The 17,956-nt window shown below is 65.3% G+C and carries 18 protein-coding genes; 8 read left to right on the top strand and 10 right to left on the bottom strand.

Features of this window, described 5'->3' with window-relative positions; translation table 11 throughout:
- Positions 1 to 125 precede the first annotated feature (125 nt).
- Entirely contained in the window at positions 126 to 1,112 is a 987-nt protein-coding gene (locus tag ACLBXN_RS12150; protein ID WP_447612287.1) for a Bug family tripartite tricarboxylate transporter substrate binding protein, read from the top strand.
- 29 nt (positions 1,113 to 1,141) lie between these two features.
- On the opposite strand, the gene ACLBXN_RS12145 is transcribed toward ACLBXN_RS12150, so the two are convergent.
- Positions 1,142 to 2,269 carry a class I SAM-dependent methyltransferase gene (locus ACLBXN_RS12145; protein WP_447612286.1) on the bottom strand — a complete coding sequence of 376 codons (1,128 nt, stop codon included), beginning with the start codon at positions 2,267 to 2,269 and terminating at the stop codon, positions 1,142 to 1,144.
- A gap of 9 nt (positions 2,270 to 2,278) precedes the next feature.
- On the opposite strand from ACLBXN_RS12145, the gene ACLBXN_RS12140 reads away from it, so the two are divergent.
- From ACLBXN_RS12140 to ACLBXN_RS12110, 7 genes are all read left to right on the top strand, one after another.
- The gene (locus ACLBXN_RS12140; protein WP_043007238.1) at positions 2,279 to 3,064 is read left to right on the top strand and encodes an SDR family oxidoreductase; all 786 of its coding nucleotides are present in this window, start codon (positions 2,279 to 2,281) and stop codon (positions 3,062 to 3,064) included.
- Between the two features lie 25 nt (positions 3,065 to 3,089).
- Positions 3,090 to 3,461: a dihydroneopterin aldolase gene (locus tag ACLBXN_RS12135; protein WP_003050921.1), complete on the top strand. Its 372-nt coding sequence runs from the start codon at positions 3,090 to 3,092 to the stop codon at positions 3,459 to 3,461.
- Positions 3,455 to 4,450 (top strand): tRNA 2-thiocytidine(32) synthetase TtcA, encoded by a 996-nt coding sequence (gene ttcA, locus ACLBXN_RS12130; RefSeq protein ID WP_003067973.1) that lies wholly within the window; start codon positions 3,455 to 3,457, stop codon positions 4,448 to 4,450. The genes ACLBXN_RS12135 and ttcA overlap by 7 nt, the downstream gene beginning before the upstream one ends.
- An 83-nt stretch (positions 4,451 to 4,533) precedes the next feature.
- A complete protein-coding gene (locus ACLBXN_RS12125; RefSeq protein WP_343677245.1) occupies positions 4,534 to 5,265 on the top strand; it encodes a DUF4136 domain-containing protein in 732 nt (243 codons plus the stop codon).
- A 102-nt stretch (positions 5,266 to 5,367) separates the two neighbouring features.
- The gene (locus ACLBXN_RS12120) at positions 5,368 to 5,850 is read left to right on the top strand and encodes a DUF2501 domain-containing protein (RefSeq protein WP_003050913.1); all 483 of its coding nucleotides are present in this window, start codon (positions 5,368 to 5,370) and stop codon (positions 5,848 to 5,850) included.
- Positions 5,851 to 6,062: 212 nt separating this feature from the next.
- Positions 6,063 to 6,704: a histidine phosphatase family protein gene (locus ACLBXN_RS12115; RefSeq protein WP_447612285.1), complete on the top strand. Its 642-nt coding sequence runs from the start codon at positions 6,063 to 6,065 to the stop codon at positions 6,702 to 6,704.
- Positions 6,688 to 7,872 carry a DSD1 family PLP-dependent enzyme gene (locus tag ACLBXN_RS12110; protein ID WP_211457195.1) on the top strand — a complete coding sequence of 395 codons (1,185 nt, stop codon included), beginning with the start codon at positions 6,688 to 6,690 and terminating at the stop codon, positions 7,870 to 7,872. The genes ACLBXN_RS12115 and ACLBXN_RS12110 overlap by 17 nt, the downstream gene beginning before the upstream one ends.
- Before the next feature lie 139 nt (positions 7,873 to 8,011).
- On the opposite strand, the gene ACLBXN_RS12105 is transcribed toward ACLBXN_RS12110, so the two are convergent.
- From ACLBXN_RS12105 to ACLBXN_RS12065, 9 genes are all read right to left on the bottom strand, one after another.
- The gene (locus ACLBXN_RS12105) at positions 8,012 to 9,379 is read right to left on the bottom strand and encodes an LLM class flavin-dependent oxidoreductase (protein ID WP_447612284.1); all 1,368 of its coding nucleotides are present in this window, start codon (positions 9,377 to 9,379) and stop codon (positions 8,012 to 8,014) included.
- Positions 9,380 to 9,404: 25 nt separating this feature from the next.
- Complete coding sequence (locus ACLBXN_RS12100; protein ID WP_447612283.1) at positions 9,405 to 10,265, bottom strand: ABC transporter ATP-binding protein; 861 nt, start codon at positions 10,263 to 10,265, stop codon at positions 9,405 to 9,407.
- Positions 10,266 to 10,302: 37 nt separating this feature from the next.
- Positions 10,303 to 11,079, bottom strand: a complete 777-nt coding sequence (locus ACLBXN_RS12095) for an ABC transporter permease (RefSeq protein ID WP_211457198.1) — start codon at positions 11,077 to 11,079, stop codon at positions 10,303 to 10,305.
- Positions 11,076 to 11,924 (bottom strand): ABC transporter permease, encoded by an 849-nt coding sequence (locus tag ACLBXN_RS12090; protein ID WP_447612282.1) that lies wholly within the window; start codon positions 11,922 to 11,924, stop codon positions 11,076 to 11,078. Before ACLBXN_RS12090 ends, ACLBXN_RS12095 begins: the two co-directional genes overlap by 4 nt.
- On the bottom strand, positions 11,924 to 13,042 hold the full coding sequence (locus ACLBXN_RS12085; protein ID WP_034391158.1) for an ABC transporter substrate-binding protein: 1,119 nt from the start codon (positions 13,040 to 13,042) through the stop codon (positions 11,924 to 11,926). The genes ACLBXN_RS12090 and ACLBXN_RS12085 overlap by 1 nt, the downstream gene beginning before the upstream one ends.
- Positions 13,043 to 13,144: 102 nt before the next feature.
- Positions 13,145 to 14,653, bottom strand: a complete 1,509-nt coding sequence (locus tag ACLBXN_RS12080; protein WP_034391161.1) for an amidohydrolase family protein — start codon at positions 14,651 to 14,653, stop codon at positions 13,145 to 13,147.
- 138 nt (positions 14,654 to 14,791) lie between these two features.
- Positions 14,792 to 15,547, bottom strand: coding sequence for a phosphoribosyltransferase (locus ACLBXN_RS12075; RefSeq protein ID WP_447612281.1), 756 nt, complete (start codon positions 15,545 to 15,547; stop codon positions 14,792 to 14,794).
- Positions 15,548 to 15,554: 7 nt separating this feature from the next.
- Positions 15,555 to 16,784 carry a M20 aminoacylase family protein gene (locus tag ACLBXN_RS12070; protein ID WP_447612280.1) on the bottom strand — a complete coding sequence of 410 codons (1,230 nt, stop codon included), beginning with the start codon at positions 16,782 to 16,784 and terminating at the stop codon, positions 15,555 to 15,557.
- Positions 16,785 to 16,787: 3 nt separating this feature from the next.
- Positions 16,788 to 17,780 carry a Bug family tripartite tricarboxylate transporter substrate binding protein gene (locus ACLBXN_RS12065; RefSeq protein WP_205244651.1) on the bottom strand — a complete coding sequence of 331 codons (993 nt, stop codon included), beginning with the start codon at positions 17,778 to 17,780 and terminating at the stop codon, positions 16,788 to 16,790.
- Between the last annotated feature and the right edge of the window lie 176 nt (positions 17,781 to 17,956).

Below are 17,956 nucleotides of genomic sequence, written 5' to 3'. Positions count from 1 at the left end.
CTTCCCAAAGATTGATTGACCTCAATTACCCCCTCTGCCCATGATGTCCAAGCCCTGCGCCATGCAGGGATCGGGCCCATGCGTCTGCCGTCACGGCCCGCCAACTACAAACAACGAGACATACCGTGCCCCAGACCTTTTCACGCAAACAGTTTCTCCTCAGCGCAGCGCTGCTAGGCGCCAGCCTGGCCCTGCCGGCCGCGGCCGACAGCTTCCCCAATCGCCCGCTCAAGCTGGTCGTGCCTTTCTCGCCCGGTGGCAACACCGATGTCGTGGCGCGCCTGGTCGGCCAGGGTCTGGCCGAGGCCCTGGGCCAGCCGGTCGTGGTGGAGAACGTCCCCGGCGCCAACGGAGCCATCGGTGCCAGCCGCGTCGCGGCCGCCGCCAATGACGGCTACACCCTGCTGTTCGGCACGGCGGGCACGCAGGCCATCAACCCCAGCCTGTACCGCAATCTCAGCGAGAAAAGCCTGGACGACTTCGAGTACATCGCGCTGGTGACCTCGATTCCCAACGTACTGGTGGTCAACGAGTCCAGGACACCAGTCAAATCGGTGGCCGAGCTGGTGAGCCATGCGCGCGAGCGCCGCGCCGGCATGAGCTATGGCTCGCCGGGCATGGGCTCCACCGTGCATCTGTCGGGCGAGCTGCTCAAGAGCGCCGCCAAGCTCGACCTGATCCACGCTCCCTACAAGGGCAGCGCTCCGGCGCTCACCGATCTGATCGGCGGGCAGATCGATTTCATCTTCGAGAACATCACACCGGCGCTGCCCTTCATCCAGAGCGGCAAGCTCAAGGCGCTGGCCGTGACCTCGGCCGAGCGCCTGCCGATGTTGCCCCAAGTTCCGACCATGAAGGAAAGCGGCTTCCCGTCCTTTGTCACCGCCACCTGGAACGGCGTTCTGGCACCCAAGGGAACACCGCGCGCCGCAGTCCAGCGCCTGGAAGCGGCCACGCTCAAGGTGGCCAGCAGCCCCGAGTTCAAGGCCCGCGTCGCGGCCCTGGGCGGCGAGCCCCGCCTGCTCGGCTCGACCGCCTTCCGCGACTTCACACGCACCGAGTACAAGCACTGGGGCAGCATCATCCAGGCCGCCAAGCTCGAAAAGCAGTGAGCTCGGCGGGCACGCAGACGCTATAGCCGCTATAGCCGGTGCGTGCGGTCGCCCTGCACAAAGCCCAGCGGCGTCCAGGGCTCCACGCCCTTGGACAGGGCAACGACCTTGAACAGCTCGCCCATCTCATGCTCCATGACCAGCTTGGAGGCCATGGAGCGGGCCTTGATGCCGACCGCATCCAGGCGGGGCGCAAGCCCGCAGTTGATGAGAAAGTGCGCCTGATTGGTATAGCCCAGCACGTCGAAGCCCGCATCCTGGGCCGCCACTGCCGTGCCCGTGAAATTGACGTGGGCCGTGATGTCCTTGAGGCCGACCAGCACCAGCGGATCGTTGTCCACCTGATGCTGGTAGTGGCAGACCAGGGTCCCCATATGGCGCTGCTCGTGGTAGTACTCGCTCTCGCCAAAGCCGTAATCGATAAAGAAGGCAGCTCCCCGGGTCAGACGCTCGCCCAGGGTGTGGATAAACGCCTCGCCCTGGCGGTGGATTTCGGTCAGAAAATCATGCGGCCCACCGATATCCACAGGCGGGCGCAGTTCGGTTGCCCGGTCTTCCCAGGCGAAGGCCGCTTCATCGCCGCCTGCGCCGAGCACCACGCCGCGCTCATGCCATTGGCCTGCGGTGCGCTGCAGCAGCTGCACCGGCATGGCATCCAGCACCTCGTTGCCGATGATCACGCCTTCCATGGTCTCTGGCAGCGCGTCCACCCAGCGCACCAGATGTTCGTAGCGCGTCAGCGCCAGCTTCTGGCGCGCACGCAGCGTGCCCGAGAGATCGACGATGGTGTAGCGCTCTGGCAACGCACCCTGAGCCGCCAGCTCGTCGAGGATCTGCAGCGCCAGCGCGCCGGTTCCAGCGCCGAACTCCCAGATCTCGCGGGTATTCGTTTTTTGTAGCGCTTCCCGTAACTGGGACGCCACCAGCTGACCAAAAATAGCTGAAATTTCCGGCGCTGTTACAAAGTCGCTCCCCGACTCCGGCATGGTGCCGAACTTGGCCGTTTCATTGGCGTAATAGCCCAGTCCCGGCGCATAGAGCGCCAGCTCCATGAAACGGTCGAAAGGCAACCAGCCGCCCACGGCGGCAATCTCCTTGGCAATGCGGGATTGCAAGGCGCTCGTTAAACTTGAGGGTTCTGTCGTCACAACCCGCATTTTCCACGAATGTCCTCACCCGCCCGACCACGCACAGTATTGGTGACCGGTTCTGCCCGTCGCCTTGGACGTGACATGGCCCTGGCCCTGGCCCGCGCGGGCTGGCAAGTGGCTGTGCACTACCGCGACTCCCGCGATCAAGCTATGCAAACCGTAGCTTCCTGCGCAGAGCTGTCGGGCGATAGCGCCGCTTTTGATGCTGATTTCTTTGACGAGGAATCGGTACGCTCGCTGGTGCCGCGTGTGGTGGAGCGCTTTGGCCGCATCGACGCCGTGGTCAATAACGCCTCGCTGTTCGAACATGACGATGCCCAGAGCTTCAGCTATGTGGCGCTGGAAGCGCATCTGCGCAGCAACACGGGCGCGCCCATATTGCTGTCCCAGGCGCTGCACGCCCATGTGCAGGAGCGCGTGGCGGCGGGCGAAGAGTCGGCCCAGGGCGCCGTGGTGAATGTGCTGGACCAGAAGCTCTGGAACCAGAACCCCGATTTCCTGAGCTACACCCTCTCCAAGGCGGCTCTGGAAGCCGCCAACACCATGCTGGCCCTGGCTCTGGCCCCAAGCGTGCGCGTGGTGGGCGTGGCGCCAGGCCTGACGCTGACCAGCCATATGCTGAGCCAGGAAAAATTCGAGGCCCTGCACGCCATGAGCCCGCTGGGACGCTCCTCCTCGTCCGAGGACATTGCCGCCGCCGTGTGCTTTGCACTGGAAAACCGCTCCATGACGGGCACCACCATGCTGGTCGATGGCGGCCAACATTTACAGCGCTTCGAGCGCGATTTTTCGATGATGTGAGCCCGCCGAGGCCGCACCCTTTTCCATGACTTCCACTTCCGGACAACAGATTCTCACGCTCACCGGCCTGCGCTTTGACGCCAGCCTGGGGATTCTTGCGCATGAGAAACAAGAGCCTCAGCCGATCCAGGTCGACGCCGAACTCAATCTCGGCCCCCAGCCCCTGGCTCCGCGCGATGACGACATCCTCCATGTGCTGGACTACCGCAAGGTGCGCCAGATCATCATCGACGAATGCACCTCCGAGCATGTGAACCTGCTCGAGAGCCTGATCGGCAAGCTGGCCCAGCGCCTGCTGCAGCTGCCCGGCGTGCGCGGCGTGCGTGTGAAAATTGCGAAGCTGGAAATTTTTGACGACTGCGAAGTAGCCATTCGCATCGAAACCGGACAATGGTGAACCCCATGAATGCAGTAAACGACAACCCCTGGATTGCCGAAGAGGCAGAAGCCGCCGATGCTGCGGCCGCAGAGAACGCCAACGGCGAAGAAGCTGCCAAGCCCGGCAAGATCAAGATCGAGCGCGAACAGATCAAGCTCGAAAAGCGCCTGTGCCGCGAAGTGGGCAAGGCCATCCTCGACTACAACATGATCGAGGAAGGCGACAAGGTCATGGTCTGCATGTCCGGCGGCAAGGACAGCTACACCCTGCTCGACATTCTGCGCAAGCTGCAAAAGCGTGCGCCCGTGAAGTTCGACATCGTGGCCGTGAACCTGGACCAGAAGCAGCCCGGCTTCCCCGAGCATGTGCTGCCCGAGTACTTCCAGAGCATCGGTGTGGACTACCACATCGAGAACCAGGACACCTACAGCGTCGTCAAGCGCGTCGTGCCCGAAGGCAAGACCACCTGCGGTCTGTGCTCGCGCCTGCGCCGCGCCATCCTGTACAAGGTGGCCGACCAGCTGGGCTGCACCAAGGTGGCTCTGGGCCATCACCGCGATGACATCGTGCAGACCATGATGCTCAATATGTTCTACGGCGGCCGCATGAAGGGCATGCCGCCCAAGCTGGTCAGCGACGACGGCAAGCATGTGGTGATCCGCCCCTTGTGTTATGTGCCCGAGAAGGACACGACGCGCTGGGCTCAGTACCAGAACTTCCCCATCATTCCCTGCAACCTCTGCGGCAGCCAGGACGGCCTGCAGCGCGTGGCCGTGGGCAATATGCTGCGCGAGTGGGACAAGAAGTTCCCCGGCCGCATCGAGAGCATGTTCCGCGCCATGGGCAACATCGTGACCACGCACATGATGGACCCCCAGCTGCACGACTTCAGGAACGCCAAGGCCACGGGCATTGCCGATCCCAACGGCGACATGGCCTTTGACCATGAAGAGCTGCCAACCATGGCCGCCCTGCCCGGCGGGGTACAAGTGGTACAACTGTCCTGAACGGACTTTTGAACTAAAACCGGACCCAGCAGTCCAATCAAAGGCCCATCCCATGGGCCTTTGTCGTTTTCAGAGAAATCATCATGAACCTGCGCAAAACCTCCTTACGCTGGATCGGCCTTGTGGCCCTGACTGCGACGGCTCTGCTGGCCGGCTGCAGCACGGTGCGCGAGGTGAACAGCACGGTGCAGAGCTTTTCCGCACTGAACACCATCCCTGTGCCGGCCACCTACCGGCTGGAGACCCTGCCCTCGCAGCAAGGCCAGGTGAACTTCGCGGCCGTGGAAGCCCAGGCCCAGCATGCGCTGGCCCGCGTCGGCCTAACGCGCGATGACTCGCGCGCCAGCCTGGTGGTGCAGATCAGCGCCATGGCCCGCTATGCGCGCGACTACGCCAGCTGGCCCTATTACGACCCCTACTGGGGTCCGCGCTGGGGCTGGGGCATGAGCTACGGGCGCGGCTTCGGCTGGGGCTTTGGCGGCGGCATGATGTTCAACGAGCCGCCGCTGGAGTATTACCGCGCCGTGAGCATCGTCATGCGCGACATCAAGACCCAGCAGATCGTCTACGAAACCTCGGCCCAGCGCCAGGATGTATGGACCGACGACCCGGCCATCTTCGGCATCTTGTTTGATGCCGCGCTGACGGGCTTCCCCAAGCCGCCGCAGGGCCAGCGCAATGTGCGCACCGTCATCCAGCCGCCGGGAGCCCAGCCTGCCAGCGGCACGCCGGCAGCTCCTGCACAGCCCGCCGCATCGGTTGCACCGGCCGCCCCGGCCACCGTGGCACCGGCCACCGCGGCGCCAGTACGTTGATTTGCAATCTTCAACAGTTGCCGGGCCTGACGCGTGCTAACGTGCAGCTCGGCTTGAACCGGGGCCTCCTGCCCGGGCCTTCGCCATGAAAAGGATGAAGTCATGAAGAAATTTGCTCTCTCCACCCTGCTTTGCGCCACAGTGGCCGCGGGCTCCTTCAGCGCCCATGCCAGCGGTCTCGGCGACGCCTTGCGCGGTCAGCTGGGCGGCGGCGCGGCCGAGAGCAGCTCCAGTACCTCGGGCCTGGGCGGCATGCTTGGCGGCTCCGGAGGCTCTTCTGCACTGTCGGCCCTGGGCCTTGGCAATCTGAGCTCCGGCACGGCCAGCAATGCCGCCGGTGTCCTCACCTACTGCATGAAGAACAACTACCTGAACGCCGATAAGGCCGCCCAGGTCAAGAATCAGCTGCTGGGCAAGCTGGGCCTGGGCCAGAAGGAAGAGCCCAAGGATCAGGGCTACCAGAACGGTCTGATGGGCATGGTCACGGGCGCCGACGGCAAGAGCTTCAGCCTGGACAAGGTCAAGAGCAACCTCAAGGAAAAGGCCTGCGACTTTGTGCTGGACAATGCCAAGTCACTGATCTGACACCGAAAGCCATGACAGCCGGCGCTTGAAGCGCAGATGCTGCAATGCCCGAAAGGCCTGCAACCACGGTTGCAGGCCTTTTTTCTTGCCGGCTGCACCTCGATGCAGGCCGGGCGTCGAAAAGTCTGTAACAACAGACCGGGGTACAGGCAGACTTTGTTTGCAAGACAATGACTGCCTAATAAAACAACCTACGCTGAACGAGCCAAGACATGCACGCCACGCGCATCATTGCCATCCGGCACGGAGAGACAACCTGGAACGTCGATGGACGCATCCAGGGGCATCTGGATATTCCCTTGAACGACACCGGCCTGTGGCAGGCCGAACAGGCCGCCCAGGCGCTGGCCGACGAGAGCATTGCCGCCATCTACAGCAGCGACCTGCAGCGTGCCCATGTCACGGCGCAGGCGATTGCCCGCACATCCGGCGCCCCGCTGCACGCCACCACCGGCCTGCGCGAGCGCTGCTTCGGCGATTTCCAGGGCCGTACCTTCAAGGATGTGGAAGCCACCCAGCCCGAGGACGCACAGCTGTGGCGCACGCGCAACCCGGTCTATGCCCCGCCCGGCGGCGGCGACTCGCTGCAGGCCTTGCGCGAACGCATCTCCACCACGGTGGACCGGATTGCGCGCCAGCACGAGGGCGAGCAGATCGTGCTGGTCGCCCATGGCGGCGTGCTGGACGTGCTCTACCGCCTGGCCACGCGCCAGGACTTCCAGACGCCCCGCACCTGGGAACTGAGCAACTGCGCCATCAATCGCCTGCTCTGGACGCCTGACGGCCTGTCTTTGGTAGGCTGGGCAGATACCGCACACCTTCAGCAAGGCAGCCGAGATGAAGCACATTCCTGAGCATCTGCAAACCCTGGTCGGCCAGGCCGTCAAACGCATAGACACACCCGCCCTGGTCATAGACCTGGACGCCATGGACCGCAATATCGAGCGCATGGCCCGCTTTGCCCAGCAGCATGGCGTGCTCTGGCGCCCGCATGCCAAGCTGCACAAGAGCGCGCATATTGCCCATCTGCTCGAGCATGCCGGCGCCTGCGGCCACTGCGTGCAAAAAGTCAGCGAAGCCGAAGCCCTCGCCCAGGGCGGCATCACCAATATCTTCATCAGCAACGAAGTCATCGCCCAGACCAAGCTGGCGCGCGTGGCGGCTCTGGCCAAGGCACTGAATGCCCAGGGCGGCCGACTGGCCCTGGCCGTCGATTGCGAGGAAGGCATCACGCGGCTGGCGCGGGCCCTGCAGGATGCGCAGGCAGGCGATGCGGCCATGGATGTGCTGGTGGAAATCAATGTCGGCCAGAACCGCTGCGGCGCAGAGCCCGGCGAAGCCGCCCTGGCACTGGCACAGGCGATTGCGGCCCAGCCCGTGCTGCGCTTTGCGGGCCTGCAGGCCTATCACGGCGGCGCCCAGCATCTGCGCGGTGCCGAGGAGCGCAAGACCGCCATCGAGCAGGTGCTCAAGCTCGTCAACCGCACGCGCCACGAGTTCGACCGCGCCGGCCTGGCCATACCGCTGATCACGGGCGCCGGCACGGGCACCATGGTCAACGAGGCTGCCAGCGGCATCTATGGCGAAATCCAGCCCGGCTCCTTCCTCTTCATGGACGCCGACTACGCGGCCAACCAGCGCGACGCGGCCCAGCCCCTGTTCGAGCATGCGCTCTACGTCAAGACCCAGGTCATGTCGCTCAGCAGCGATCACGCCGTCTGCGACGCCGGCCACAAGGCCCATGCCATAGACTCCGGCCTGCCACGGCTGCATGCGCTGGCGCCCGAAAACGCACTGCGCTTTGCCAACGGCGGCGACGAGCATGGCGTGCTGCACCCCGATGCCGATGCGGGCAACCACAGCGGCTGGCTGCCCGCCCTGGGCGAGACGCTGTGGCTGATTCCCGGCCACTGCGACCCCACGGTCAATCTGCACGACCATCTGATCGGCGTGCGCGGCGGCCGGCTCAAGGGCGTGGTCGAGCGCATCTTTACCGTGGACGGGCGCGGTGCGCTGACCTGATAGAGGCTTCCATCACTATCAAAAACAGAGCTTGTATCGCTTTCCATGCATTGATCTCAAGGTAAAAACAACCTGAAATTCATACTTGACAAGCGCAAGCAGCTCCTCTATTGATAGAGCTTGGCCATATGGCGCGGCATCAGGCCGCGATCTTGTGCGACGCCTGCAGCCGGCGCAGGGCTTGCGGATGCTCCGGCCTTTGCAGGCCCAGGTGCTCGCGCAGCGTGCGGCCCTCGTACTCGGTGCGGAACAGGCCGCGTCGGCGCAGCTCGGGCAGCACGAGTTCGATGAAATCGTCGAGCCCGCCCGGAAACCACGGCCCCATGATGTTGAAGCCATCGGCCGCTCCCTCCTCAAACCACTGCTGCAGCTGGTCGGCAATGGTTTGCGGCGTGCCCACGATCTGCTGGTGGCCGCGCGCGCCGGCGATCTTCAGATAGAGCTGGCGAATGCTCAGGCCGTCGCGCCGCGCCAGATCGACCAGCAGGCGCTGGCGGCTCTGCGGCCCCTCGGTGGGCGGCAGTTCCGGCAAAGGGCCGTCCAGCGGATAGGCCGAGAGATCCAGCTCCCCCGCAATGCCCGCCAGCAGCGACAGCCCGACCACGGGGTCGATCAGCGACTGCAGCTGCTCGAACTTGGCTTCGGCCTCGGCCTGGGTGCGGCCCACCACGGGGAAGATGCCGGGCATGATCTTCACATCGTCGGGGTGGCGGCCGTAGTGCTGCACGCGTGACTTGATGCTGCGGTAAAAGCGCTGGCCTTCCTCCAGCGTCTGATGCGCCACAAAGATGACTTCGGCCGTGCGCGCGGCCAGCTCGCGCCCCTCGTCCGAGGCACCGGCCTGCACCACCACCGGCCGCCCCTGGGGCGAGCGCGCCACATTGAGCGGGCCGCGCACCTGGAAATGCGCGCCCTGGTGGTGCAGCGCATGGAGCTTGCCGGGATCGAGGTAGATGCCGCTTTCCTTGTCGCGCACAAAGGCATCGTCCTCCCAGCTGTCCCACAGGCCCACGACCACGTCATGGAACTCGGCTGCACGGCGGTAGCGGTCGCCATGCGCATCCTGGGCGCTGCGGTTGAAGTTCAGGGCCTCGGCCGTGGTCGCCGAAGTCACCAGGTTCCAGCCCGCACGGCCGCCCGAGATCTGGTCGAGCGAAGCGAACTTACGCGCCAGGTTGTAGGGCTCGTGGTAGCTCGTGGAAGCCGTGGCGATCAGGCCGATGCGCTGCGTCACGGCGGCCAGTGCCGACAACAGCGTCAGCGGCTCGAACTGGTCGCTGCGTGCAATGCGGGCCAGCGCCTGATCGTTGTCGGAGCGCACCGCCACGCCATCGGCCAGGAATACCGCATCGAACTTGGCGGCCTCCGCCTTCTGCGCCAGCGCCGCATAGTGGCCGAAGTTCACGCCCGCATCGGCCTGCGCGCCGGGATGGCGCCAGCCTGCGATGTGGTGGCCGGTCTGCATGAGGAAGGCTCCGAGCCTGATCTGCTTTTTCTGTGTGGTCATGAGAGGCTTTCAATGAAGGGAAAAGTCACCATGCAAAGCGCAGGCCGTCGTGCGGCAGCCAGAGCGCCGCGCGCGGCTCGGCCGGGGGCGGCACATCGCTGGGGCCGCGCCGCTCGGGGCCCAGAAAGTCGGACAGCAGCGCATCGCGGATGCGGAGGAAGGCCGGGTCGCTGCGGTTGCGCGGATGGGGCAGGTCCACGGGCGCGATGCGCCGGATGCGGCCCGGATGCGGCTGCATGACCACCACACGGTCGCCGAGGAAGACGGCTTCCTCCACATCGTGGGTCACCAGCAGCATGGTGATGCGCTCGTGCTGCCAGATGCGCTGCAGCTCGCCCTGCAGGCGCGTGCGCGTGAGCGCGTCCAGCGCGCCGAAAGGCTCGTCGAGCAGCAGCACGCGCGGGCGGTTGACCAGGCCGCGCGCAATGGCCACGCGCTGCGCCATGCCGCCCGAGATCTGGCGCGGAAAGGATTGCTCGAAGCCCTGCAGGCCCACCAGCGCCACGTGCTCGGCGATCAGCTCGCGCTTCTCGGCCGCGCTGCGGTCGGCGTTGCGCAGACCCACGGCAATGTTCTGCTCCACCGTGAGCCAGGGAAACAGCCGGTGATCCTGGAAGACGATGCCCCGGTCCAGCCCGGGCGCCGTGATGCGTTCGTCACCCAGTGCGATGTGACCCTCGTAGTCCACATCGATGCCCAGCACCAGACGCAGCAGCGTGGACTTGCCACAGCCGCTGGCGCCCACGATGCTGATGAACTCGCCGGCGCGCACCTGCAGGTCGATGTCCTGCAGCACCTGCAGGCTGCCGCTGGCGGCCTGGGCATGATCGAACTGTTTGGAGGCGACGTGGATATGCAGATCGTCTGTCGCGGTCGTCGTTGCCATAGGGAAGATGCTTTCCTGGAAAGAAGAGAGAAGACGCTCAGCGCCCGAGCCGCCGCGCCAGGGCGCGTTCGAGTGCACGGGCACTGGCGTTCATGAGCCAGCCGACGAAACCGATGGTGACCATGCCGAACAGCACCAGATCCATGCGGAAATGCTCGCTGCCCTCGATGAGCAGATTGCCCACGCCGCGCCCGGCCACCAGCAGGTACTCTGCTCCTATCGTGGCCAGCCACGAATAGACCAGCGCCAGGTAGATGCCGGTGAAGATCGAGGGCGCGGCCGAAGGCAGCACCACATGCCAGGTGGTCTGCCAACGCGTGTAGCCGTAGACGCGCGCCACCTCCAGCAGCGAGGCAGGCGTGCTGCGGATGCCGTCCACGGTGTTGACCACCACGGGCACCAGGGCCGCGAGCGAGAGAAAGACCACCTTGGCCACGTCGCCCAGCCCGAACCACACCGAGATCAGCGGAATCCAGGCAAACAGCGAGATCTGCTTGAAGGTATTGAAACTGGGCCCCACGAGACGGCCGAAGCGCGGCCACAGCCCCAGCAGCCCGCCCAGTACCAGCCCGCCCGTGCTGCCGATGACAAAGCCGGTCAGCTCGCGCAGCAGACTGGCCCGCAGGTTCAACCAGAGCTGGCCGCTGGTGATGAGCTCCAGGCCCGTGCCCAGCACCTGCAGCGGCGACACCAGCAGCGCCGAGTTGACCAGGCGCAGGTGCGACGCCAGCGCCCACAGCAGCACGGCCGCCACAGGCAGCACGAGGCCGCGCCAGCGTGCGGGGACGGAAGACAGGGTGTTCGGTGTGCTCACAGCAGTCCTCCCTCGACGACCGGGCGCACGCCGTTGCGCGCCGCCAGCCGCGCCTCGGCCGCATCGAGCAGGCGGTCGATCAGATAGCCCAGCGCGCCCACGATGATCACGGCGGCCATGACCAGATCGAGCTGGAACAGCTGGCGCCCATAGACGATGAGGTAGCCCAGGCCTTCGCTCGACGCCACCAGTTCCACCACCACCAGCGACAACCAGGCCTTGGTAAAGCCCAGGCGCAGCCCCGTGAACAGCGTGGGCAGTGCCGTGGGCAGCACGATCTCCAGCACCTGCTGACGACGCGTGTAGCCATAGACGCTGCCCACCTCCAGCAGGTTCTGCGGCGCCTGCCGAAAACCCTGCAGCGTGGCCAGCGTGACGGGCACCAGGGCGGCCTTGGCGATGAGGATGTACTTGAGCGGCTCGCCTATGCCCACCAGCAGCAGCACAAAAGGCATCCAGCCCAGAACGGGAATCTGCACCAGCGCATTGAAGCTGGGCAGCAGATAGGCTTCCACGAACCGCGACAGGCCCATGAGCGCGCCCAGCAGCAGACCCAGCAGACTGCCCGCCAAAAAGCCCACCAGCACGCGCTGCAGGCTCGCGGCTGTGTGGGTCCAGAGCTCGCCATTCGTGGCCAGCTCGGCCAGGGTTTCCCAGACGAACTGGGGCGATGGCAGTACCTGCGGCGAGATCCAGCCGCGTGCCGCGCCCAGGGCCCAGAGCAGCAGCAGAGCCAGGGGCAGGAAGAAAGGCTCGGCACTGCGCAGCAGGTTCTGCCAGAAAGGCGGGCCGGCAGGACGCTGACGCGTCGCAGCGGCATCAATCAGGATATCGGCCATGGGCATCAGCGCAGTGCCACCGGGCTGGCATCAGGGTTCTGGCCCCGGACCTTGACCTGGCCTTTGGCATCGAACACGGTCCAGCGCTTTTCCAGCCCCTGCTGCTTGAGTGCAGCCTGCAGATAGCGCGGCTCGAACCAGCCCTCCAGCGAAACCGGCCGGCGGATCAGCTTGAGCTTGGCCGCATCCTCGGCCACCGAGCGGTAGCGCGCCACGATGAAGTCATCAAGCAGCGGCGAGTTGCGCACGGCCAGAGCCTGCTTGTCGAATTCCGCTTCCCAGGAAGCCGCAGGCGTACCCGTTCGTGCCCAGAGCTGGAACAGCTCGCTGCGGTTCTTCTCGTCCGAAGCCCAGTTGGCTGCGCGCACGAACTGGTTCACCACCTTCTGCACCTGCTCGGGATGCTCCTTCTCGAACTCCTCGCGCACCAGCAGCGCCGCCTGGCGTGTCAGGGCCGGGTCCTTGCCCTGGGTGGAATACACCACCCTGGCCAGACCCTGGTCGCGGATCTTGAACCACTCGTAGCCGCCGAACGAGGCATCCACACCGTTGGAGACCAGGGCCGCCTGGGCGCTTCCCGTGTCGAGGTTGATGGCCTTGAGATCACGCTCGGCCAGCCCCACGCTTTGCAGCGCGTTGATGGCCACCAGATGGCCGTTGGTGCCGCGGAAGATCGCCACCTTGCGGTCCTTCAGCTCCTCGATGCGCTGGATGCCCGACTGCGGCGGCACCACCACATAGAGATTGTTGCGTGCACCGCTGGTCACCAGCAGCCGCGTCCTGAGTCCGTTGGCGCGCCCCACGATGGAGGGCAGGTCGCCCTGATAGGCGAAGTCGATCTGCTTGTTCGACAGCGCCTCGTTCACGGCCGGTCCCGCACCCTTGAAGAACAGCCATTCCACCTTGATGCCGGAGTCCTTGAAAGCCTCTTCCAGCCACTGGTTGGCACGCACCACACCGCCAGGCGAGCCGCCCCAGTTGATGGGTTCGCCGCCGCCCGCCGTGGCCACGCCGATGCGTATGGCCTGGGGCGGCGCCGCGTGGGCCAGGGAGCCGAACAACAAGCCCAGGGCCGCCAGAGCGGCACGACGGCCCCAGGGCCGGGAAATCAGGGAATGGGTCATCTGCAGTCTTTCAAAGGCAAAGGCTGGCCCCGGCGCCGCGCTTGTGGCGCGCCGCTCTCTGGGGCCGGAACGGGAAAAAATAGGGAGAGAGATCGCGGCCGCTCAGCGCGCGGCCAGCTTGCTGGCGATGTCGGTGCCCGCGAAGAAGTCGGGCCTGGCCTCGGTGTAGAAGCGGTAGGGGTTGTCGAACACCAGCGCGCGGAAGTCTTCGGCGCTGATGACGCCCTGCTCCACCAGATCCCAGCTCTCGGCCAGTGGCTCGGTCAGATCGGGAACGTCCCAGTGGCCGATATCCGAGGACCAGATGGCATTGATCCTGGCACCCAGCGGATTCACCCGGGTGTTGAAGGCCGCGGCCACGGTGCGGTCGTCGGCCTCGGCACCGAAGAAAAAGGGTTTGACCCAGCGCTCGCGGATGTCCTCCACGCTCTCGATGCCGGCGGCCAGGAAATCGTCAAGTTCGTCGCCCTGCGGGTCGCGGCTGTGCGGCAGCGCGGAAATGCCCAGGCTGTCGCGCAGCAACGTCTCCTTGTTCAGCGGCCTGCCCTTGGTGAGGTCGGCGCCGTATTGCTCGAACAGCGCGGCCAGCAACTCCACATCGGCATGCGCGGGGTTGTAGTTCTGCACGGCATGGCGGTTGCGCTTTTCAAAGCGATCCACCAGATGCGTGTACACATGCGAGCCCCAGTCTGCCCCGCCTTCGAGCAGGCCCACGCGCAGCCCCGGAAAGCGACGCGTCACGCCGCCGAAGAACAAGGCCTTGGCAAAGGCCTGCGAGCCATCGGCAAAGTGGCCGATGTGGTTGAACATGTAGTTGCTGATGGACTGGCGCCCGGTCCAGCCCTGGCTGCCGTAGTGCGTGGTGACGGGCACGCCCAGCTCCACCACCTTGGCCCAGAACGGGTCGTAGTCGTAGGGACTGTCCAGGCCGTAGAAGTCGGTGTAGCTCGCGTGACGCGCCACCTCGGGGTGCTCGGCCTTGGGGTATTTGGCCGCAATCGCCGCAATCGGCCTGCGCACCCCGCCCGCGATATTGATGACCTTGAGCCCCAGCGTCTTCACGGCGAACTCCAGCTCCTCGATACCTTCCTGCGGGGTATTGAGCGGAATGCCCGCCACGGGCGTCAGCCGGTGCGCATGCTTGCGATACAGGTCGGCATGAAAGTGATTGATGGCGCGGTGCAGCGGCTGACGGAATTCGTCGCCCGCAGCAGCCGGTGCCAACACATCGTTGGGAAACAGCACCGAATAGTCCGCCCCCTGCTCCTCAAGCCGCTCGGCGAGCAGATCGGGCAAGGTGTAGGTAGCCAAGTCCAGCGTGTTGCGCGTCACCCTGGCCCACCAAGGCGAGCGCAACGTGCGGTGGTGCTGGCGTTCCTCGGGGCTCTGCTGGTACCAGTCCCTGCCCTCGGCAGAGCGCGTCGCGAAACGCCCGCCCAGCGCCTTGCGCAGCGCATCCACCAAGGCGCTGCCGCCGTAGTGCTGAACATAGTCCTCCAGTGCCGGCGTGTAGTCGTTGACATGCACGTCGGTGTCGATCACGGGGTAGTCGAGGCGCGCTTTCACGGCCACCGAGCGCGAGGAGGTCTTGTTCGGAAGTCTGTTCGTCATGACGTTTTCCTTCGTGGATGCGTAAGCGCAGAGTACGCAAGCCCGAGGGAAAACAGAACGAATAAAAAATACGCTTCTTATGAACGATTTGACTTAGATATTTGCGTCATTTCGCCATGCGCGCGAGCAGTCCTCTTGCTATGGGCTTTCAGGCCACCAGCCGTCGGCCCGGCGCTCCATGCGCGGGCAGTCGTAGGCCGCGACCACGGGGATGGCGCTGCCATCGGCACGCACCAGCTTTTGCTGCCACTGCGTGCCCTGGCGCATGGCCACGGCAATGGCGGCCACTTCGGCGCCGCAACGCTCCAGCAGCTTGAGGCCGGACACCATGGTCGTGCCCGAACTCACGGCATCGTCCACCACCAGCACGCGCTTGCCGGCAATCAGGCCCAGCTGATTCGGGTCGATATAGAGCAGCTTGCCCTTGCCCGGCGTGGTGATGGAGCTGACGGGCTCGGAGAGCTCGTCGCGATACCAGTATTTGCGCGAATAACCCAGGGGCACATAGCGGCTGTGGCCCAGTTGCTTGGCCACCAGCGGCGCAAAAGCCAGGCCTAGCGTGGGCAGGCCTATGACCATGTCGAAGTCGTGCGCACCGGCGCCTTGCGCCATGTGCAGCGCCAGCTGCTCCACCACCTCCATCGAGGCCTGGTTGGCAATCAGGGAGGCCACGCAGCGGTCCGGCGCCGAGCCATCGGCTGTCGGCATGCCGCGCAGCGGAAGCAGCAGATAACGGCCGTCGGGCAGTCTGGCCGGGTAGCTCTTCGCATAGGGCGGCAGCGGCGACTGGCTCAGCTCGGCCTCGGTGACGATGGCTTGCCAGTAGTCGGTCGTGGCGTCGAAGCCGGGCAGGTTCTGGCCGCAAAGATCGGCCACGGATGCAATTTCACTCATACAAAACTCAGTCGCGGCGCAGATAGCTCTCGGCCAGTTTCACCCAATACGAGGCAGTCACGGGCAGCAGGTTGTCGTTGAAGTCATAGGCCGCGTTGTGCACCATGCAGCCGCCTTCGCCCATGCCGTTGCCGACGATGAAATAGTTGCCGGGGACCTGGTTGAGCATGATGGCGAAGTCGTCGCTGGCCTGCAGCGGCTGCAGATCAGGAATCAGCCATTCCTCGCCCAGGAATTGCCGCGCCACCTCGACGGCAAACTCCGTCGCGGCCTTGTCGTTCATGACGGGCGGATAGCGCCATTTGTAGTCCACCTCGGCCGTGGCGCGGTGCACGGCGGCCTGGGCATGGGCCATGGCCGTGATGCGCTCGCGCAGCTGCTGGCGCACCTCGGGGCAGCGCGCGCGGATGGTCACGCGCAGTTCGCAGGTTTCCGGAATCACATTGGGCGCATCGCCCGCATGGATGGCACCGATGGTGACCACGGCCATGTCGTTGGGGTCGATCTCGCGCGAACGAATGGTCTGCAGTGCCAGCACCAGATGCGAGGCCACGACGATGGGGTCCACGGCCACATGGGGCATGGCGCCATGGCCGCCCTTGCCGCGGATGGTGATGATGGCCGTGTCCGAGCTGGAATACATCACGCCCGGGCGAAAGCCGAACTGCCCCGCCGGATAGCCGGGCTCGTTGTGAAAGGCGTAGAGCGCATCGCAGGGAAACAGCTCGAACAGGCCCTGCTCCACCATCTTCTGCGCACCGCCATGGCCTTCCTCGGCAGGCTGGAAGATCAGATTGAGCGTGCCCTGGAGCTGGTTCTTGCGCCCGGCCAGCACCCTGGCTGCGGCCAGCAGCGTGGCCGTGTGCCCGTCGTGGCCGCAGGCATGCATCTTGCCGTCGTGACGACTGGCATAGGACAGGCCCGTGGCTTCACGGATCGGCAGCGCATCCATGTCGGCGCGCAGGCCAAGACGTTTGCCGATGTGCTTGCCATTCGCGTGATCGCCGCAGCGCAGCGTCCCCACCACGCCGGTGTCGCCCAGACCGCGATGGACCTCGTAGCCCCATTCGGCCAGCCTGGCGGCCACGATATCGCCGGTGCGATGCTCTTCGTAGGCCAGCTCGGGATGGGCATGCAGATCATGGCGCAGGGCCAGCATCTCGTCCGCGACGGCAGCCACTTCGGGCAGCACGGGCGGATGGATCTCGGCATGCACCGGGTTCAGAGGCGCGGTCATGGCTTATTCCGCCTGGATGTTGGCCGACTTCACGATCTGGGCATAGCCGGCTTTTTCCTTCTTCAGGAACTGGACAAAGCTGGCCTGGGTGCCGGAGCCGGGCGTGGCGCCGCCATCTTCCAGGCGCTTGCGCACATCGGGCATCTTGAGCACGGCATCGAGCTCGGTGGCCAGACGCGTGACCACGGCCTGAGGCGTCTTGGCGGGCACGAACAGCCCCGTCCAGGTGTTGAGGTCAAAGCCCTTGAGTTCGGCCGTCTCGCCAAAGGTGGGCACGGCGTGGATGGCATCGATGCGCTTGGCCGATGTCACGCCCAGACCTTCGAGCTTTTTCTGCTGGATCATGGGCACGGCGCTCACGGTGGTGAGCATGCCCACATCGACCTGACCGCCCATCACGTCGCTGGTGATCTGGGCACCGCCGCGATAGGGCACATGCACCAGCTTGATCTTGGCGCGCTCCTGCAGCATTTCCATGGCCAGATGCAGCATGGTGCCCACGCCCGAGGTGGCATAGGTCAGCGAGCCGGGTTTGGAACGCGCCAGTGCAATCAGCTCGCTCAGATTGTGCGCCGGCAGGCCGGGACGGGCCACGGCGACCACGGGTGCGATGGTGGTCAGCCCCACAGGGGTCAGATCCTTTTCGGCGTCGTACTTGACGGCGGAATTCACCAGCTGGGCAATGCTGATGGGGCCGTCAAAGCCCATGAGCAAGGTGTAGCCGTCGGCCGGGGCCTTGACGGCCTTGCTCACCCCGAGCACACCGCCGGCGCCAGGCACGTTGTCCACCACGATGGACTGGTGCAGGCGCTCGCCCAGCTTCTGGCCGATCAGGCGCGCCGTGGTGTCCACATTGCCACCGGCGCTGAACGGCACGATCAGCGTGATGGGCTTGGTGGCGGGCCAGGCATCGGCGGCGGCGAAAACGGCGGGCGCGGTAAAGCCTGAGGCCAGCAAGGCGGCGGCGGCAACAAAGGAGCGGCGGGATGTGGACATGGGCATGCAGCAAGAAAGCAGACAGGCTGACGGCTCCAGGCCCATCCCGGCGTCGCAGCGTCGCTGTACTGGCCGGTAAATTTGAGTGCGCCCTCCGGCGGACGGGCAAGCCGCCGATTATCCCAGAGCACCTTGTTGACTGCCATAACTGGAAATACTTAGCAATCCTGATTCAC

The sequence above is a fragment of the Comamonas sp. C24C genome, assembly GCF_053345995.1.
This window is presented reverse-complemented; position numbering and strand designations above follow the sequence as displayed.